Origin of the sequence: Variovorax sp. (genome assembly GCF_965279555.1) — a bacterium.
GTDB lineage: Bacteria > Pseudomonadota > Gammaproteobacteria > Burkholderiales > Burkholderiaceae_C > Variovorax.
This window is the reverse complement of record NZ_OZ257247.1, coordinates 5,514,216-5,532,483: the sequence shown is the minus strand read 5'-3', so window position 1 is coordinate 5,532,483 and position 18,268 is coordinate 5,514,216. Positions and strand designations below refer to the sequence as shown.

Below are 18,268 nucleotides of genomic sequence, written 5' to 3'. Positions count from 1 at the left end.
TTCCTAGTTCTCCCCAAACTTGCGCCGGTAGAGAACGTCGAACACCACAGCCACGATCAGCACCTGTCCGATGATGACCATGCGCTTGCCGATGGGCACGTCGAGCAGCAGCATGCCGCTGTCGAGCGACTGCATGATGAGCGCGCCCAGCACCGAGCCGAAGATCGAGCCGCTGCCGCCCGCCAGCGCCGTGCCGCCGATGACGGCCGCCGCGATCACGTACAGCTCCATGCCCGTGCCCAGCGAATTCGTGCCCGCGTTGAGCCGCGCGATCGACACGATGGCCGCGATGGTGACCAGCACCGCCAGCAGCGCGAACAGCATCAGCGTGACGCGCTTGACCGGAATGCCCACCAGCGCCGCCGCGTCGGGGTTGCCGCCCATCGCGAACACGTAGCGGCCGAAGCGCGTGCGGTGCACGATGAACGACAGCACGATGGCCACCACCGCCCAGATCAGCACCGGAATCGGAATGCCCTGCGGCGCGTCCTTCGAATCGATCTTGTAGTGGTTCATGACCGCCGCGAAGCCGATCACCACCGCCGCCGGCACCGCCGTGAGCAGCAGCTCCAGCCACAGCGGCTCGTTGGGCATCTCGTGGCGCGCGCGCGCCGCTCGCTTCTGGAACATGCGCGCGAACAGCACCACCGCCACCAGCCCCGCGATCACCCAGCTCGCGGTGACGCCGATGCCGCCGTCGTAGCCGCCGCCCAGGCGCTGGAAGAATTCGTCGTTCACCGGCTGCGTCTTGCCCTCGGCCACCAGGAAGGCAGCGCCGCGGAACGACATCAGGCCGCCCAGCGTGACCACGAACGAAGGCACGCCCAGCACCGCCGTGAGCCAGCCCTGGTAGACGGACACCAGCAGCGCCACCGCCAGCCCCGCGAGGCAGGCCGTGGGCCACGACCAGCCCGAGGTGTATTGCAGGTACGCGATGAGCACGCCGACGAAGCCCATCACCGAGCCGACCGACAGGTCGATGTGGCGCGCCACGATGATCAGCACCATGACGGTCGACACGATGCCGACCACCGCCGTCTGCTGCGCGACGTTGTACAGGTTCTCCGGCGACAGGAAAACGCCGCCCGACATGACGCTGAACGCCACGGCCATGACGGCCAGCAGCACGCACATCAGGATCAGGCGCAGGTCGATGCCCGTGCGGCGCCACCAGCCCGGTGTTGGATTGCTCATTTTTCAGACCCCCTTGGGACTTGGGACAGGAGCGCAGCCGACCGCCGGCCGGACCCATGGACACCATGGGCGGGCCGGCCGGGGACCGCGTTGCGCGGGTGATCCGTGCTTGCTTACTTGCAGGCCGCGGGCGCGCTGGCGCCCGTCACGCCCTTGCAGAGCTCGTCCTTCTTGATCCAGCCGGCCTTGACCACGACGTCGAGGTTGTCGCGCGTCACGGGCACCGGCGTCAGCAGGCGCGATTGCAGCGAGACCTTCTTGGGACCCGAGTTCCAGGTGCCGGCCTTGTCGACCGGCTTGCCCTGCGACAGCGCGATGGCCGCGGCGGCGGCTTCGCGGCCGAGTTCGCGCGAGTCCTTGAAGATGGTCGCGGTCTGCGTGCCCAGCGCGATGCGGTTGAGCGCCGCGAAGTCGGCGTCCTGGCCCGACACCGGAATGCCGCGCAGGCCCTTGGCCGTGAGCGCCGCGACCGCGCCGCCGGCCGTGCCGTCGTTGGCCGCCACCACCGCGTCGACCTTGTTGCCGTTCTTGGTGAGGATCTGCTCCATGTTCTTCTGCGCGACTTCGGGCTTCCAGCCTTCGGTGTATTCGTCGCCGACAATCTTGATGTCGCCCTTCTTGATGGAGGCGTCGAGCACCTCCTGCTGGCCGGCGCGCAGGAAGTCGGCGTTCGGGTCGCTCGGCGAGCCCTTGATGATCACGTAGTTGCCCTTGGGCTTGACCTTCAGCACCTCGCGCGCTTCCATGCGGCCGACCTCGACGTTGTCGAAGGTGATGTAGAAGACGCCCGGCGCCTCGATCAGCCGGTCGTACGCCACCACGGGCACTTTTTGGCGCGTGGCCTTGGTCACCGCCGGCAGGATGGCGTCCTTGTCCATCGCCAGCACGATGAGCGCCTTGGCGCCCTTGGACATCAGGCCCTCGATGTCGCCCAGCTGCTTCTCCGGAGAGCCGCCCGCATCGGCACTGATGTATTTGGCGCCGAGCTTCTCGAGTTCGGCCTTGATGGCGGCCTCGTCGGTCTTCCAGCGCTCTTCCTGGAAGTTGGACCAGCTCACGCCGACCACGGTCTGCGCCATCGCGCCCACGGCCGTGAGACCGAAGGCCATGGCGGCCAGGGTGTGTTTCAGTTGCATCGATGTCTCTCCAGAGTTGGTGCGCCCCACAGGGATCAGTCGTGTAAGAAATTAGTTAGTTTGAAGGGCGAACTAACTATCCCATCGCGGCAAGGTACTGGGCATCCGGGAATTCCCGGAGCGTGCGGTGCCCATGAAAAAGGCCGGGCAAGCCCGGCCTTCATGCACTTCCGCGCGTGGCGGCGATCAGTCGCGAGCGCGCGCGGCGTTGCGCAGGTCGCGGATCTGGTCGTGGTTGCGCTGTGCGCCTTCGGCCTGGGCAGCGACCACGCTGCGCACGTCGGCGGGCAGGTTCTGCTTCAGGGCCTTGCGATAGCGCGCGACACCGGTGTCTTCGCCGCGCTCGCACGATTCGAGGATCGAGAGTTCGCTGTTGGCGCCCAGCGAGCCCTTCACGTGCACCCAGCCGCGATGCAGCGCACCGCTGGCGGTGCCGCCATCGGCCGGCTTGCCGCCGTAGGCGGTGATGAGCGCCATCAGTTCGCTGCCGGCCTTGCGGCACTCTTCGGCGCGATTGGCGAACAGCTGCTTCGCCGCGGGGCTCTCTACCTCATCGGCGCAGGCGCGGAAGCCGTATTCGCCGTCGCGCGAGTTCTCGAGCAGGTCGTTGAGCACGTCCACTACTTCGTCGTTGGCGAGCACGGGGCCGGTCGCCTGCAGGGTGTCGAGGGATGCGTCTGTGTATGCCATGTCGGGGTCCTTTCGGGGTTGAATTGCTGTCTGTCGAAAACCCATGGTTCAAAAAACCGCCGCTGCGCCGCGTCGTCCCATCGGGCGACACGGCGTAGGCGAAGGACGACCCGCGCCGCCCGGCTTCAGCCGATGCGCCAGGCCTGCGTCCACACGGCGATGGCGTCGAGCAGTTCGTCCAGCGCCTCCTCGTCGGTGCGGCCGGTGCGCCTGAGCACATAAAAAGAATGGTCGGCGCCGTCGATCTCCAGCACGGTGGCGATCGGACCAAGCGCCTGCACGGTGTCGTCGAAAGGCGCGGGTTCGGCCAGCGTGTCGCGCGGCCCGTGCGCGAAGAGCATGGGCAGGTCGACCTCGCGCAGGTGCGCCGCGCGCCCGGCCGCCTTTGCTGGCGCGCCCGACGGGTGCAGCGGAAAGCCCAGGAAGACCAGCCCTTCGACGGCCGCAAGCGGCTCCAGCGCCTGGGCCTGCGACGTCATGCGGCCGCCGAACGACTTGCCGCCCGCGAAGAGGCGCATGCCTGCGAAGCGCGCCGACGCGCAGGCCACCGCCGCGCGCACCGTGGCATGCGCCAGCGGCGGTGCATCGGTGCGCTTGCTGCCCTGCTCCATGTAGGGGAACTGGTAGCGCAGCGTGGCGATGCGCCGCTCGGCGAGGCCCTCGGCCACGGCCTGCATGAACGGATGCGCCATGCCCGCGCCGGCACCGTGCGCGAGCACCAGGCACGCGTCGGCCGAGGGTGGCGACATCGCAAGGGCCGACACCGCAATGCCGGGCCTCACGTCGATGGAAAGTTTGTGCAGGGTGGTCATCGCGCGAGTGTGCCCGCGCGGCAGCCAGGGCCTGTTCACCCTAGAGCTGCGACGACAGCAGCGCCGCCAGGTGCTCCATTGCCTTCTCGTGCAGCGGGCGGTCTTTCCAGGCCTCGTACGTCAGGCGCTTCGACTGGCGCAGGTCGGCCTCGAACTGCGCGGTCTGCTCGGCGGCGAAGGCCTCGTCGTAGATGTTGAGGTTGGCCTCGTCGTTCAGGCGGAACGAGCGGTTGTCGAAGTTGGTGGAGCCCACCGACACCAGCAGCCCGTCGACCGTGAAGACCTTGCAATGGAACATGGTCGGCTGGTATTCGCTGATCTCGGCGCCCGCCTCCAGCAGCGGGCCCCAGGCCGCGCGCGAGGCGCCGCGCACGGTCTGCGAATCGATGATCGGGCCCGGCGTGATGATGCGCAGCCGCACGCCGCGCTTCATGGCGGCGACCAGTGCGCCCACGGTCAGGTCGTCGGGCACGAAGTAGGCGCTCGACAGGTCGATGGTCTTGGTGGCCGCCGCAATCGACAGCAGGTACATGAGATGCATGCTCTCGCTGCCGCCCGAAGGCGAACTGCTGAACATCTGGGCGCGCCCGTCGCCCATCGGGGAAATCGGCGGAAAGTAGGTTTCGCCGTGCAGCACGTCGCCCGACACCTTCACCCAGTTGTCCATGAACACGGCCTGCATCTGCGCCACAACCGGCCCCTCCACCTTGTAGTGAGAGTCGCGCCAGTGCTCGGCGTCCTGTGCGTGGCCGGTCCATTCGGGCGCGATGCCCACGCCGCCGGTGAAGCCGGTGCGGCCGTCGACCACCAGCAGCTTGCGGTGGGTGCGGTTGTTCATGCGCGCGATGTCGTACCAGCTCGGCTTGTGGAACTTGCGGATCTGCACGCCGGCGCTTTCCATCTCGCGGATGAAGTCGCCGTCGACCTTGGCGCTGCCCACCCAGTCGAGCAGCACGTGCACCTTCACGCCGGCGCGGGCGCGCTCGGAGAGCGCGTCGGCAAACTCGCGCCCGATGTCGCCCGACCAGTAGATGTAGGTCTCGAAGGTGATGCTCCGCCTGGCGCCGCGGATGGCGGCGAGCATCGGCGGAAAAATCTGGTCGCCGTTCTGGAAGGCCTCGAAGCGGTTGCCGCCGGTGATGGGCGGCCCGAGCATCACGCCCAGCGCGCGCTGGTACTGCGCATCGTGCAGCGCGTACTCGCGCTTGACCTGCTCGTCGAGCTTCTTCTCGCCGCTGGTGAAGTTGAGCACCAGCAGCGTGGCGGCCAGCGTCAGGACGAAAGTCCAGACGACGGTCTTGAGCGTCCCTCGGCGGCGCACGTCAGGACGCGGGGCGTGTTGCTCAGGCAATCAGTCGATCAGCTGCGTCTTGATCGCGTAGTAGGTCAGGTCGCTGTTGGTGGAGAGGTTCATCTTCTCCATGAGGCGCGTGCGGTAGGTGCTGATGGTCTTCACCGACAGCGACAGCGCCTCGCCGATGCTGCCCACCGACTCGCCCTTGGCGAGCTTCAGGAACACCTGGAACTCGCGCTCCGACAGGTGCTTGTGCGGCGGCGCGTTGTCCTTGCGCTCCAGTTGGCCGGCCAGCAGCTCCGCCACCGAGGGCGAGATGTAGCGGCGGCCCAGCGCCACCGTGCGGATCGCCTTGGCGATTTCCTCGGGCTCGCATTCCTTGTTGAGGTAGCCCGATGCGCCTTGGCGGATCAGGTTCACCGCGTAGTGCTCCTCGGGGTAGCCGCTGAGGATGAGCACGCCCAGGTCGGGCGCCTTGGCGCGCACCATGGCGAGCGCGTCGATGCCGCTCTGGCCGGGCATCGAGAGGTCCATCACGAGCACGTCGATGTCGGCCGTGCGCACGAGGTCGATGGCCTCGCGGCCGGAGCCGGCCTCTCCGACCACGCGGAAATCGACGAAGGTGGAGAAGAACGCCTTGAGGCCTGTGCGGACGACGGCGTGGTCGTCGACGATGCCGATCTTGATCATGGTGTTGTTCCTGCTTGAAGCGATGCGCGCCAGGAGGCGGCGCGACAGGGGAACGAAGATGCCACAGGCATCGCCCCCCGGAACGCCCGAAACGCAGGACGCGGCGTTGTCCTGCAAGGCAATGCAGGATTGCCTGTCGCCCGCGTCGGACAGAAACGACGCGGGCGACAGGCCCGGAGCAGCAAGGCTTCAGGCGCGCCGTTCCTGGCGGCGCCAGCTGCCCTGCAGCAGCGCCCCGATGCCCAGCACGACCACCAGCGTCACCGCCAGCAGCATGAAGGCCAGCGCGGCGCCGAAGGGCCAGTTGTTCAGGCCGACGAACTGCTGGTAGATCTCGGGCGTCATCATCCTGAAGCGCGGCCCGCCAATGAGCACCGGCGTCGCATAGGCGTTCATGCACAGGATGAAGACCAGCGACATGCCCGCGATCACGCCCGGCATGGCCTGCGGCAGCACCACGCGGCGGAATACGGTGAAGGGCCGCGCGCCCAGGTTGGCGGCCGCCTCCTCCACGTTGCGCGGTATGCCCTCGATCACGCTGGCCAGCGTCATCACCATCAGCGGCAGCACGATGGTCACCATCACGCCCACCACGGCCGGCTGGTTGAACATGAGCTGCATGGGCTCGCGCACCAGCCCGCTCCACTGCGCCACCGCGTTGAACAGGCCGCTGTTGCCCAGCAGCGCCAGCCAGCCGGCCGAGCGCACCACGTTGCCGACCATCAGCGGCAGGATGGTGGCGAGCGTGAGCCACATCTTCCAGCGCCGCGGCATGCGCGCCAGCGTGTAGCCGGCGGGCAGCCCCACCAGCGATGCGATCAGCGTGGTGATGGCGGCGACGCGCAGGGTGACGAACAGCACTTCGCGGAAGTACGGGTCGGCGAACACCTGCACATAGTTGCGCGGCGTGAATGCCTCGACCATCAGCTCGGTGGGCGTGTAGATGTTGAGCGAGTAGCGCAGCAGCATCGCCATGGGCGCCACCATCAGCGCCAGCACGATCGCGATGGCCGGCAGAGTCAGCAGGCGCATCGCTCAGGCCTTGAAGTCGCGCGACCAGTACTGCAGCAGCGCCGGCATGGCCTGTGCGAAGTAGCCGAAGTCGGGCACCTTGAAGCGCGATTGCTCCTCGGGCGTGAACGCTATCTGCGCGGCCAGCTCGGCCGGCAGGCTGGCGTTGGTGACGGTGGGCACGTAGCCCATGCGCTCGGCGAACGCGGCCTGGGCGCGCGCGTCCAGCATGGCGTCGAGATAGGCGAAGGCGTTGTCCTTCTGCTGGCTGTTCTTCGGCACCACGGCGCTGAAGGTGGTCGGCATGATGCCTTCGGTGGGCACCGCGGCGGCCACGCTCACGCCGGCGCGGCGCCACTGGTACACGCGGGCGCGCCAGGCCAGCGTGATCCAGATGTCCTCCGACTTCAGCGCCTGCGCCACCGCCTCGTTGGTGGCGAAGATCTTGGGCGACAGCGCCTTCATCTCGCCGAGCTTCTTCATGCCCGGCGCCAGGTCGGACAGCGTGCCGCCGGCCGCCAGCGAGGCGGCGGCGATGTTGTACGGGAACAGGATGTCGGCCAGCCCGACGCGGCCCTTGTATTTCGGGTCCCAGAGGTCGTTGAGCGACTTCGGCGGCGTCCTGATCTTCCCGGGGTTGTAGGCAATGACCAGGCCCGAGTAGATGTGCGGCAGCGCCTGCGGCTGGCGCAGCGCGGCGATGGCGTTCTTCGCGTTCGGCACGTTGGCGTCGGTCAGCGTCTCGAACAGGCCCATCTGCGCGAGCCCGCTGGCCTCGAAGTCGACCAGCGACACCACGTCGAGACTGCCGCGCCGGCTGTTGCGTTCGGCCAGCAGCTTGGCCTTGCGCGGGGGGCCGTCGTCGGTGCTCTGCACGGCTTCGATGCCTCGCGGCTTGAGCAGCGGCTGCTCGACGTTCTTGCCGAGCAGGTCGCCGTAGTCGCCGCCCCAGGTGGCGACGACTACGCGTCCGCCAGTGGCGGCAAGTGCGGGCGCGGAGGCTGCCAGCGGCAGCGAAGCGGCGGCCAGCAGCAGGGAACGGCGTGTGGAATGTGAGGACATGGCGGTGGTTGAAGAAACGAAGGAGGAGGAAGAGAAGAAAGGAAGTTCAGGCGCTGGCATCCGCGGGCAGCGCCAGCGCATGCTCCGGCGACCACTGCAGCGATACGCACTCGCCCTCGACCGGCCCGCGCGCGGCGCTGTCGTGTGCCAGCACGCTGGGCTGCGCGACAGAGATCGGGCCGACGTCGGTCTCGAAGTGCCATTCGGTCGTGCCGCCCAGGTAGGTGCTGAGCCGCACCCGCGCGGGCAGGCCCTGCTCGCCCGCGTTGGCGATGCGGATGCGGTCGGGCCGCACCATCAGCGCCACGTCGTCCGGCGCGGATGCAGGCACCGCCGATGGCGCGCAAGGCAGCGTATGCGCCCCCGCGCGGAACACGCCCGGCGCATCGACCCGCCCCGGCACCAGGTTGCAGCGCCCGATGAAGTTGGCGACGAACTGGTCGACCGGCTGCTCGTACACCTGGCGCGGTGTGCCGATCTGGCGCACGCGGCCGTGGTCCATCACGGCCAGGCGGTCGGCGGTGGTGAGGGCTTCTTCCTGGTCGTGCGTGACCAGCAGCGTGGTGAGGCCCAGGCGCTGCTGCAGCGCGCGGATTTCGAGCCGCACCTCGGTGCGCAGGCGCACATCGAGGTTGGACATGGGCTCGTCGAGCAGGAACACCGTGGGCTGCACCACCAGCGCGCGCGCCAGCGCCACGCGCTGCTGCTGGCCGCCCGACAGAGCGGCCGGCCGGCGGTCGGCCAGGTGATCGAGCCGCACCAGCCGCAGCGCTTCTTTCACGCGCGCGGCCTGCTCGGCGCGCGGCACCTTGCGCATCTGCAGCCCGAAGGCCACGTTCTCGGCCACGCTCATGTGCATGAACAGCGCATAGCCCTGGAACACCATGCCGGTGTCGCGCGCATGGGGCGGCGCATGCGTCACCTCGCGTTCGCCGAAGAAGATGCGGCCCGCGCTCGGCTGCACGAAGCCGGCCACCATGCGCAGCGTGGTGCTCTTGCCGCAGCCGGAGGGCCCGAGCAGCGCGAGCAGTTCGCCCTGCGCCACGCCGAGGTCGAGGTTGCGCACCGCGACCGTGCGGTCGTAGATGCACTGGAGATTGTCGAGACGCAAATAGCTCACGTGGTCACCCGGGACAGACTGACGAAACGATCCGCCACCAGCAGGAGCACGGCGATGAGCACGGTCTGCACCGTGCCGACCGCAGCCAGTGTCGGGTCCATGTTGAAGTTGAGGTAGCTCAGCATTTCCACCGGCAGCGTCGCGTACCCGGGACCGGTGAGCATCATGGTCATCTCCAGGTTCTCGAAGCTCGCGATGAAGCTGAAGACAGCCGCGGCCACGATGCCGGCGTGCATCGAGGGCAGCGTGACGCGCAGGAACACCGTGACCGGGCGCGCGCCCAGGTTGGCGGCGGCTTCCTCCGGCGCGCGGCCGAGCCCCTGCAGGCTGGCCGACACGAGGCGCACGGTCCACGGAATGGCCAGCAGCGCATGTGCGGCGATCAGGCCTGGCAGCGTGGCAACGATCTGCAGGTCGACGGTGTTGTCGATCTGCACGAAGAACACGTAGATGCCGGTGCCCAGCACCACACCCGGAAAAGCCAGCGGCGACAGCAGCAGCGCGGCCAGCGCGCGCCGCCCGCGAAAATTGCCGCGCTCGATGGCGTAGGCGGCCACCGTGCCGGTGCTCACGCCGAGCAGCGCCGAGACGGCGGCCAGTTGCAGCGACAGCATGAAGCTGCTCGCGAACTGCGGCTTGCTCCATGCATTGGCGTACCAGTGCAGCGAATAGCCTTCGGGCGGAAAACTCATGATCGGCTGCTCGAAGAAGCTCAGCCAGGCCACGGTGACGAGCGGCAGCAGCATGGCCGCGTATGCCGCGGCCACTGCGAACCGGCGGGCGACGGTGGCGGGCCTCACGCGCGGGCCTCCTCGAGCACGGCGGCGAGCGGCCGGCCGATGGCCGGTCTTGCGGACAGCGCGGCCGCCTTCAGCACGAAGGGCAAGGACGGCTGCACTTCGCGCAGTTCATCCAGATGCATGCCGCGCACGATGAGGACGAGGAACGAGTCCGGCGCCTGCGCCGCGAGCGGCACGATGGGGCTGAACAGCGTGCCGACGCATTGCACCAGCAACGGCCATCGCTCGTCTTGCACCCTGACCAGTCCCTTGACGCGCAGCAGGCGCTCGCCGCACAGGCCGGCGAGGTTGTCGAGCCACTCGGAGAGTTCGTCGCGCGTGACCGGCGCGGTGAAGCGGCACAGGGCGGTGCGGATGTCGCTGTGCGGCGGCTGCAGCGCGTCTTCGTCCACCGGTGCGAGCGAGAGGTGCGGCAGCGATGAGCGCGCCGGCGGCGATGCCAGCGCGGCCAGTGCGCGCGGCCCCGGCTCGGCGTGGGCCACCAGTTCGGCCAGCGGATTGACGCTTGCCAGCAGCGCGCGCGCCGCGTCCACCGCACCGGCCCGGGCAATGTCCTGCCGGGTCAGCACGATGCGCTGCGCGCCGGCGATCTGCGCGGCGGCTTCGGGCAGCGCCAGCGTGGCGGCACCGCGCTCGCAGTCGAAGGTGCTCACGACATGCGCGCGCAGATGTCCGGCCAGCGGACCGAGGCTGCGCAGCACCGGCCCGGGGCGCGCGAGGCCGGTGGTCTCCAGCACGATTCGCGCGAGCGGCGGCAGGCCCTGTTCGGCGCGCGCCTCGATCAGTGCCGCAATGGTGCCGGGCAAGTCGCCGCCCATCGCGCAGCAGACGCAGCCGTTGCTCAGCAGCGCCATCGGCACCTTGTCGGCGGAGGCGGAGATGACGGCGCCGTCGAGGTCGACCTCGCCAACCTCGTTGACGATCACCGCGGTGTCGGCGGCCTGCGGCTGGCGCAGGTACGCCGACAGCAGCGTGGTCTTGCCGCTGCCCAGGAAGCCGGTGAGCACGATCAGCTCGATGGGAACCGGCATCGGCGGCGAGGCGTTGTACGGGCTGCTCATGCGGCGGGTGCCTCCGCCGCGGCGGCTTCGGCGTGGCTGGCCGCAACCATCGCGCGCACGTCGGCCAGCAGCTCGGCCGTGTCGTAGCAGATGCCGCCCACGATGGTGCGGCTCAGCCCGCGCTGCCATTCGACACGCTGGGTGTCGTCGTTCAGCCGCATGGCGCCGGTGCCGTACAGCAGCTTGAAGTCTTCCAGCGGGTTCTGGTCGTGCACCAGCAGGTCGGCGCGCTTGCCGACCTCCAGGCTGCCGCAGTCGGCCTCGATGCCAAGCAGGTGCGCGCCTTCGAGCGTGGCGGCGCGCAGCACCTCCAGCGGATGGAAGCCGGCTTCCTGCAGCATCTCGAGTTCGCGCACGAAGCCGAAGCCGAACACCTGGAAGATGAAGCCGGAGTCGCTGCCCGCGCAGACGCGCCCGCCGCGGTTCTTGTACTCGTTGATGAAGCGCATCCAGAGCCGGTAGTTTTCCTTCCACTCGATCTCGTTCCTTGTCGACCAGCGATACCAGTAGGAGCCGTGGCCACCGCGGTAGGGCTGGAAGCCGTCCCAGTAGCTCTTCCAGGTGTATTCGTCGTGCCAGTCGGCGCGGCGGGTGCGCATGAGGTCGCGGTTGGCGTCGTAGATGCCGAAGGTCGGCACGAAGGTGAAGCCGAGTTCGAGAAAGCGGTCCATCGCGTTGCGCCATGTGGCGCTGCCCGGCTGCGCGGCCTGGCCGAAGCTCTGGCCGGCGACGGAGAAGCGGAAGTACTCGTCGCCGTAGTTGTAGTCGGCCGGGTAGTCCTGCACCACGCGGTGCTCGAACAGTGCCTCGGGCAGGCCGTAGTAGTGCTCGGCGCTGGTCAGGCCCCATTGCGCGGTGGTGAGCGCGTTCATGCGGGTCACGGCGGTCTGCGCGTGGTGGCAGCCGCTGCGCAGGCCGAGGCTGGCGCATTCGGCCAGTGCGGCCTGCATGATGGCGGGCGAGGCGCCGAAGAACTTCACGCCGTCGGCGCCGCGCGCCTTCAGCCGGCCCAGCCAGTCGCGTGCCTGCGCCGGCGTGTGAATGATCTTCAGGATGTCATTGACCGCCGGGAAGTACGCATGCGCCAGCATGCGCGGCGCGGCGATGGTGCCGGCCGCAGCGCGCTCGCGCTGGTCCAGCGTCCAGCCCAGGCCGTTGAAGCAGCCCATCTCGCGCACGGTGGTCACGCCGTGGGCCAGCCAGAGCTTGTAGACGTAGTCGGCCGGCGGCGCCTTGCCGGCCACGAAGGGCGAGCCGATGTGCGCATGCGCATCGACGAAACCCGGCGTGACGAACTTGCCGTGGCAGTCGATCTCGTGCTGCCCGGCGGCCGGGCGCACGGCCGGGTCGATGGCCTTGCGGGGCGCGCCGACGCCGCGCATCTCGACGATGCGGTCGCCCTCGATCACGATGTCGACCGGCCCCCAGGGCGGCGCGCCGGTGCCGTCGATGACGGTGGCGCCGCGCAGCACCAGCCGGGCGAACGGCCCTTCGCCGCGGTCGCGGCCGGTGGCGCGCGGCTTCTCGCGGCCGCCGCGCAATTGGCGCGCGGCCGCGATCTCGTCGCCGGCCTCGACGGCCGGCATGTGTTCCTGCATCGCGGATGCTGCTGTCACTCGAATCTCCTCGAAACATCCGGAATGCCGGATGGCGAGGGCGATTCTTTCGAGCGAGGGGGTATGCCGTCTCGCTCAATCCTGCTCGGCGGACAGCATGTTCTTGCTGTGCGGCCCGGCAGCGGCGGCTGCGGACTACTGCTGCAGCGCCTGCCGGTAGCGCTGCGGCGTCACGCCCTCCATCTTGCGGAACAGGCGCGCGAGATGGCTGGAGTCGGAGAAGCCGCAGTCCATGGCGATCTGCAGGATGTTCTTGTCGGAGAAGGCCAGGTCGGCCTTGGCCAGCCGCAGCCGGGCCGCCACCAGGTGCGCGTGCGGCGTGAGGCCGTAGCGCTGCTTGAAGCGGCGCGCGAAATGGAATTCGCTCATGTCGGCCACCCGCGCGAGCCGGGCCACGCTGAGCGTTTCATGCGGGTGGCGCTCCACATGCTCGAACGCGGCCTGCAGGCCGTCGGGGCCGGCGGACTGCAAGGGGCCCGTCACGCGGCCATAGTTGTGCAGCAGGTGCGCCACCAGCGACTGCGCGATGCCGTCGGCATACATGCGGCCTGCCGGGCCGTCCGCATCGAGCGCCGCGACGAACTGCGCGCCCAGTTGCCGGCCGATGCTGTCGTCTCGGTATAGCGGGCCGTCGTTCGGCTGGAAGTCTTCGAAGTCCACGCCGAAGCGGCGCGCGGCCAGGCGCAGTTCGTCGAGCGAGAAATGGATGTGCAGCAGGTCGAACGGGCTCGGAGACTCGAAGCCGGTGTACTCGATGCTGCGCGAATCGATGAGCCGCACGCTGCCGCCGCGGATGGGGCCGTCCCAGATCACCGAGTCGTCCACGCGCGAGCAGGCCTCCATGGGCAGCAGCACCATCGAGAACAGCATGATGTCGGGCGAGGTGGCGACGTTGAATTCGAAGGGCCCGCCGGTCGTGCGCGTCCACCGCAGCACCGACACGCCCGTGGACGGCAGGTCGATGAGGGCGCCTGCACTGCGCATGCCCCACAGGTCTTCCATGTCGTTCAGGTGGCGCAGCGGTTGCATGAGTTTTGTGCCTGGAAGGGGTTGCGCGAGGGAGGTGTCCCTCGAAGGTGCACAAATTCTCAAGCATTTTCCAGGCCATGGGCGGCGGGAATTCCCTGTCTGCAGGGTCCCGCGGGCGACCCGGATGCGCCGCCTCAGCCGATCGCCGGATAGCGCCCCGTGCCTTCGGGCCAGGGCGTCAGCACCTCGAAGCCGTCTTCCGTGACCGCGACCATGTGCTCCCACTGCGCCGACAGCGAATGGTCGCGCGTGACCACCGTCCAGCCGTCGGGCAGCTCGCGGGTCTCGCGCCGGCCGGCGTTGATCATCGGCTCGATGGTGAAGACCATGCCGGCCTCCAGCCGCAGGCCCTGGCCGGGCTGGCCGTAGTGCAGCACCTGCGGATCGTCGTGGTAGATCTGGCCGATGCCGTGGCCGCAGTACTCGCGCACGACGCTGAAGCGCTCGCGGTGCGCGACGCTCTGGATCGCATGGCCCACGTCGCCCAGCGTGGCGCCGGGACGCACCTGCAGGATGCCGGCGCGCATTGCCTCGTAGGTGGTGTCCACCAGGCGGCGCGCGAGCGGGCTGGGCTCGCCGACGAAGTACATGCGGCTGCAGTCGCCGAACCAGCCGTCCTTGTTGACGGCCACGTCGATGTTGATGATGTCGCCCTTCTTCAGCACCTTCTGCGCCGACGGCACGCCGTGGCAGACCACGTGATTGACCGAGGTGCAGACCGTCTTGGTGTAGCCCTGGTAGCCGACGTTGGCGGGCACCACGCCCTGCACATTGACGATGTGGTCGTGGCAGATGCGGTCGAGCTCCTCGGTGGTGACGCCGGGCTTCACGTGCTCGCCGATCATCGCCAGCACCTCGGCGGCGAGCCGGCCCGCGGCGCGCGCCATCGCGATTTCGTCGGGCGACTTGAGCGGTGCGGCGGTGGCCCTCATGCGCGCGCCCCGGCCAGCTTGCGTGCGGCAGGAGCAGCAGCGGGCGCGGGCGGCGGCGGTTCCAGCAGGGTGGAGACCGTGGCCAGGTCGAAACCGCCGGCCTGCTCGGCGCGGATGAGCAGCTGGCAGATCTCGCGGTGATCGAGCTCGGGGTGCAGTTCGGCCAGCATGCCGATGCGCATCCAGTGCTCGGCCTGCGCATTGATGGAACGGCTCAGTGCATTGCCCGCGACGCGCAGGTTCTCATGCATGAGGTCTGAAATCTTGACGATGCCCATGGCTCTCTTGAATATATGAAACGTATATGAATCATATCAAATCAGCGGATGTGTTTCAACGCGACGGCGGGGTAAGCCCGGTGCAGCGATCCGATCTCGTTTGATACGATTTTTCTCGAAGCGCCCACCTCGAGCGCGTTGGAGACAAGATGGACCCGAGCACATCCGATGCGCAGGCGCTGTATCGCGTCATGGTGCGCATCCGCGCTTTCGAGAACGCCGCCGAGGCGGCCAGCCAGGGGGGCGTGAGCGCCTATGGCCAGCAGGCCGCGGGCGCCGCCAAGGTGCGCGGGCCGCTGCACCTTTCCACCGGCCAGGAGGCGGTACCGGCCGGCGTGTGCGCCCACCTGCGCGCCAGCGACTACCTCACCTCCACCCATCGCGGCCACGGCCACACGCTGGCCAAGGGAGCCGACCTCGCTCGGATGATGTGCGAGCTGTTCGGCAAGGCCACCGGCTTCAACGGCGGCAAGGGCGGCTCGATGCACATCGCGGACTTCTCGGTCGGCATGCTGGGCGCCAACGGCGTGGTGGCGGCAGGGCTGCCGATCGCCGTGGGCGCGGCGCATGCGCAGAAGCTGCTCGGCAGGGGCGACGACATCACGGCCTGCTTCTTCGGCGACGGCGCCATCAACCGGGGCCCTTTTCTCGAAGCGCTGAACTGGGCGCGGGTGTACGACCTGCCGGTGCTCTTCGTCTGCGAAGACAACCGCTGGAGCGCAACCACCGCGAGCGGGCCGATGACGGCCGGCGACGGCGCTTCGGTGCGTGCCGAGTCGCTGGGCATCGCGGCCACGCAGGTCGACGGCAACGACGTGTTCGCGGTGCACGAAACCGCCGCGCGGCTGGTCAGCGAGGTGCGCGCCGGCGGCGGCCCGCGCCTGCTGCATGCGCTGACCTACCGAGTAAAGGGGCACGTGTCGGTCGACCTTGCGGCCTACCGCGACCCGGCCGAACTGGCCGCGGCGCTGGAAACAGACCCGATCGCGCGGGCGCGCGGGCATCTTCTTTCGGCGGGCATCGCCGCCGCCACGCTCGACGCCATCGAGAACGCCGCGCGCGACGAGGTCGACACCGCGCTGGCCGTCGCCGATGCAGCGCCCTGGCCCGACGCCGGCGCCGCCTTCACCGACGTGCAGACCACCGGAGCAGGCCAATGGCATTGACGAAGCAGGACCTGAGCTATTCCGAAGCTGCCCTGCTCGCGCTGCGGCGCGAGATGGAGGCCGACCCGCGCGTGGTCGTGCTCGGCGAGGACGTGGGCCGCGGCGGCATCTTCGGCCAGTACAAGGGGCTGCAGCAGCACTTCGGCGCCGGCCGCGTGATCGACACGCCGATCAGCGAGGCCGCGATCATGGGCGCCGGCGTGGGCATGGCGCTCGCGGGGTTGCGGCCGGTGGTCGAGATGCGCGTGGTCGACTTCGCCCTGTGCGGCATGGACGAACTGGTGAACCAGGCCGCCAAGAACCGCTTCATGTTCGGCGGCCAGGGCCGCGTGCCGCTGGTGGCGCGCATGCCGGGCGGCATCTGGGACGCATCGGCGGCGCAGCATTCGCAGTCGCTCGAAGCCTGGTTCGCGCACCTGCCGGGCGTGGTGGTGGTGTGCCCCTCGACGCCGCAGGACAACCACGGCTTGCTGCGCGCCGCGCTGCAGTGCGGCGACCCGGTGGTCTACATCGAGCACAAGACCTTGTGGGGCGTGCGCGGCGAGGTCGACGAAAGCGTTGCGGTGCCGCTGGGCAAGGCCGCGCGGGTGCGCGAGGGCAATGCGCTCACGCTGGTGAGCTGGAGCCGGCAGATGCAGGCCTGCGAGGCAGCCTGCGACGCACTGGCGGCCGAAGGCATCGCGGTCGACCTGATCGACCTGCGCACGCTGTGGCCATGGGACCGCGAGACCGTGCTGTCGTCCTGCGCGCGCACCGGCCGGCTGCTGGTGGTGCACGAGGCGGTGCAGGCGGGGGGCTTCGGCGCGGAGATAGCGGCCAGCGCGGCGGAAGCCACGGGCTGCCGCGTGGCGCGGCTGGGCGCGCCGCGCATTCCGGTCGGCTATGCGCCGGTGCTGGAAGCGCAGTCGCGCGTGGGCATGCCGGCCATCGTGGCCGCCGCGAAGAAGCTGGCCGGCTGAGGTCCGGCCGCGACACAGGCGCGATGGACCCGCTCTTCTTCAAGCTGGTGCGGGTGGTCAACCTCACGGCCCGGCCTTTTCATGAACGCGTGGGCCGGGAGCACCAGCTCACGCTGAACGAGTGGCGCACGATGGCCGTGCTCGGCGCGCAGCCGGGCCTCAACGCCACGCAGGTCGCCGACCAGACGGGCCTGGACAAGATGGCGGTGAGCCGCGCGTTGGCCGGCCTGAAGCGCCACAGGCGCGTGCAGCGCCACGAAGACCCGACCGACCAGCGCAGCAGCCGCCTCTACCTCACCGCCGCCGGCAAGGCACTGCATGAAAAAGTCGCCACACTGGGCCGCGAGCGCGAGGCCGCGCTGTTCGCAGGTGTCGACGGCAACGAACTGGCCCAGCTAGACGCAACACTAGACAAACTCATCAAGGCCGTCCAACGCAGCAGTTGACAAAGGCACGCCAAACCCCGCCCCCTTCCAGAACACCGAGGAACCGGCTTCGCCGGGCCTCAGGTGTTGCCCCCGGCCGGGGGAAGGCGAAGCGACACGAAGTGCGCGCAGCCTGGGGGCGAGCCAAGCTCACGCGGCGAAGCCGCCGTCGATGTTCAGGCCCGCGCCGGTCACGAACGCGGCTTCGGGGCTGGCCAGGTACCCCACCATGCCGGCAATCTCGTCCGCATGGCCGTGGCGGTCGATGGCCATGAAGCCGTGCATGGTGGCTGCCATCGGCCCGGTGGCGGGGTTCATGTCGGTGTCGACCGGGCCGGGCTGCACGTTGTTGACCGTGATGCCGCGCGGCCCCAGGTCGCGCGCCAGGCCCTGCACCAGGCCGGTCAGCGCCGACTTGCTCATCGCATACACGCTGCCGCCGGCAAAGGGCATGCGCTCGGCGTTGGTGCTGCCGATGTTGACGATGCGCCCGCCCGTGCCCATGTGCGCCAGCGCCGCCTGGATCGCGACGAACACGGCGCGCACGTTCACCGCGATGGTGCGGTCGAAGTCGGCCAGCGCGAACTGCTCGACGGGGCCGAGGTGCAGCACGCCAGCGTTGTTGACCAGGATGTCGATGCGCCCGCCGAAGTGCCCGGCGGCCCGGTCGATGCCGGCCTTGAGCGCGTCGGCGTCGGCACTGTCGATCTTCAGCGCGAGGGCGCGGCCGCCTTCGGCCTCGATGGCGCGCACCAGCTCGTCGGCCGGCGCGGCGGAACTGGCATAGCTGAAGGCCACGGCGGCGCCGTCGCGCGCCAGCCGGCGAACGATGGCGGCACCGATGCCGCGCGAACCGCCGGTGACGAAGGCGACCTTGCCGGCCAGGACGGGGGAAGAAGAAACGACGTTGCTGGAAGCCATGATTTTTCCGATCTGTTGGAGGAAGAAGGCCTCCAGTCTCTGCCTTTCATTGCATTGCCGCTAGCCATCAAT

The 18,268-nt window shown here is 69.2% G+C and carries 19 protein-coding genes; 3 read left to right on the top strand and 16 right to left on the bottom strand.

The window, feature by feature from the left end; genetic code table 11:
- Positions 1 to 3: 3 nt before the first annotated feature.
- From ACQY8B_RS26000 to ACQY8B_RS25930, 15 genes are all read right to left on the bottom strand, one after another.
- Positions 4 to 1,194 carry a sugar ABC transporter permease gene (locus ACQY8B_RS26000; RefSeq protein WP_422084561.1) on the bottom strand — a complete coding sequence of 397 codons (1,191 nt, stop codon included), beginning with the start codon at positions 1,192 to 1,194 and terminating at the stop codon, positions 4 to 6.
- Between the two features lie 113 nt (positions 1,195 to 1,307).
- Positions 1,308 to 2,330 (bottom strand): D-xylose ABC transporter substrate-binding protein, encoded by a 1,023-nt coding sequence (xylF, locus tag ACQY8B_RS25995; RefSeq protein WP_081267451.1) that lies wholly within the window; start codon positions 2,328 to 2,330, stop codon positions 1,308 to 1,310.
- 186 nt (positions 2,331 to 2,516) lie between these two features.
- Entirely contained in the window at positions 2,517 to 3,020 is a 504-nt protein-coding gene (locus ACQY8B_RS25990; protein ID WP_422084560.1) for a ferritin-like domain-containing protein, read from the bottom strand.
- A 125-nt stretch (positions 3,021 to 3,145) separates the two neighbouring features.
- A complete protein-coding gene (locus ACQY8B_RS25985) occupies positions 3,146 to 3,832 on the bottom strand; it encodes an alpha/beta family hydrolase (protein ID WP_422084559.1) in 687 nt (228 codons plus the stop codon).
- A gap of 40 nt (positions 3,833 to 3,872) precedes the next feature.
- The gene (locus ACQY8B_RS25980) at positions 3,873 to 5,183 is read right to left on the bottom strand and encodes a phospholipase D-like domain-containing protein (protein WP_422084558.1); all 1,311 of its coding nucleotides are present in this window, start codon (positions 5,181 to 5,183) and stop codon (positions 3,873 to 3,875) included.
- Positions 5,184 to 5,816, bottom strand: coding sequence for a response regulator (locus tag ACQY8B_RS25975; RefSeq protein ID WP_081267540.1), 633 nt, complete (start codon positions 5,814 to 5,816; stop codon positions 5,184 to 5,186).
- 189 nt (positions 5,817 to 6,005) lie between these two features.
- Positions 6,006 to 6,848, bottom strand: a complete 843-nt coding sequence (locus ACQY8B_RS25970) for an ABC transporter permease (RefSeq protein WP_422084557.1) — start codon at positions 6,846 to 6,848, stop codon at positions 6,006 to 6,008.
- Positions 6,849 to 6,851: 3 nt separating this feature from the next.
- Complete coding sequence (locus tag ACQY8B_RS25965; RefSeq protein ID WP_422084556.1) at positions 6,852 to 7,889, bottom strand: extracellular solute-binding protein; 1,038 nt, start codon at positions 7,887 to 7,889, stop codon at positions 6,852 to 6,854.
- Positions 7,890 to 7,935: 46 nt separating this feature from the next.
- A complete protein-coding gene (locus ACQY8B_RS25960; protein ID WP_422084555.1) occupies positions 7,936 to 9,009 on the bottom strand; it encodes an ABC transporter ATP-binding protein in 1,074 nt (357 codons plus the stop codon).
- On the bottom strand, positions 9,006 to 9,809 hold the full coding sequence (locus ACQY8B_RS25955; protein WP_422084554.1) for an ABC transporter permease: 804 nt from the start codon (positions 9,807 to 9,809) through the stop codon (positions 9,006 to 9,008). The genes ACQY8B_RS25960 and ACQY8B_RS25955 overlap by 4 nt, the downstream gene beginning before the upstream one ends.
- A complete protein-coding gene (locus ACQY8B_RS25950) occupies positions 9,806 to 10,870 on the bottom strand; it encodes a CobW family GTP-binding protein (RefSeq protein ID WP_422084553.1) in 1,065 nt (354 codons plus the stop codon). Before ACQY8B_RS25950 ends, ACQY8B_RS25955 begins: the two co-directional genes overlap by 4 nt.
- Complete coding sequence (locus tag ACQY8B_RS25945; RefSeq protein ID WP_422084552.1) at positions 10,867 to 12,486, bottom strand: amidohydrolase family protein; 1,620 nt, start codon at positions 12,484 to 12,486, stop codon at positions 10,867 to 10,869. Before ACQY8B_RS25945 ends, ACQY8B_RS25950 begins: the two co-directional genes overlap by 4 nt.
- 135 nt (positions 12,487 to 12,621) lie before the next feature.
- Entirely contained in the window at positions 12,622 to 13,515 is an 894-nt protein-coding gene (locus ACQY8B_RS25940) for a helix-turn-helix domain-containing protein (RefSeq protein WP_422084551.1), read from the bottom strand.
- Positions 13,516 to 13,649: 134 nt separating this feature from the next.
- Positions 13,650 to 14,447, bottom strand: coding sequence for a type I methionyl aminopeptidase (map, locus tag ACQY8B_RS25935; RefSeq protein ID WP_422084550.1), 798 nt, complete (start codon positions 14,445 to 14,447; stop codon positions 13,650 to 13,652).
- Entirely contained in the window at positions 14,444 to 14,725 is a 282-nt protein-coding gene (locus ACQY8B_RS25930; RefSeq protein ID WP_422084549.1) for a ParD-like family protein, read from the bottom strand. The genes map and ACQY8B_RS25930 overlap by 4 nt, the downstream gene beginning before the upstream one ends.
- A 149-nt stretch (positions 14,726 to 14,874) precedes the next feature.
- Here ACQY8B_RS25930 and ACQY8B_RS25925 point away from each other — a divergent pair, with 149 nt between their 5' ends.
- From ACQY8B_RS25925 to ACQY8B_RS25915, 3 genes are read left to right on the top strand one after another with little or no spacing between them, the layout of a single operon-like run.
- A complete protein-coding gene (locus tag ACQY8B_RS25925; RefSeq protein WP_422084548.1) occupies positions 14,875 to 15,891 on the top strand; it encodes a thiamine pyrophosphate-dependent dehydrogenase E1 component subunit alpha in 1,017 nt (338 codons plus the stop codon).
- Positions 15,882 to 16,850, top strand: coding sequence for an alpha-ketoacid dehydrogenase subunit beta (locus ACQY8B_RS25920; RefSeq protein ID WP_422084547.1), 969 nt, complete (start codon positions 15,882 to 15,884; stop codon positions 16,848 to 16,850). Before ACQY8B_RS25925 ends, ACQY8B_RS25920 begins: the two co-directional genes overlap by 10 nt.
- 23 nt (positions 16,851 to 16,873) lie before the next feature.
- Entirely contained in the window at positions 16,874 to 17,296 is a 423-nt protein-coding gene (locus ACQY8B_RS25915) for a MarR family winged helix-turn-helix transcriptional regulator (protein ID WP_422084546.1), read from the top strand.
- A gap of 129 nt (positions 17,297 to 17,425) precedes the next feature.
- On the opposite strand, the gene ACQY8B_RS25910 is transcribed toward ACQY8B_RS25915, so the two are convergent.
- Complete coding sequence (locus tag ACQY8B_RS25910) at positions 17,426 to 18,196, bottom strand: SDR family oxidoreductase (protein ID WP_422084545.1); 771 nt, start codon at positions 18,194 to 18,196, stop codon at positions 17,426 to 17,428.
- Positions 18,197 to 18,268: the final 72 nt, after the last annotated feature.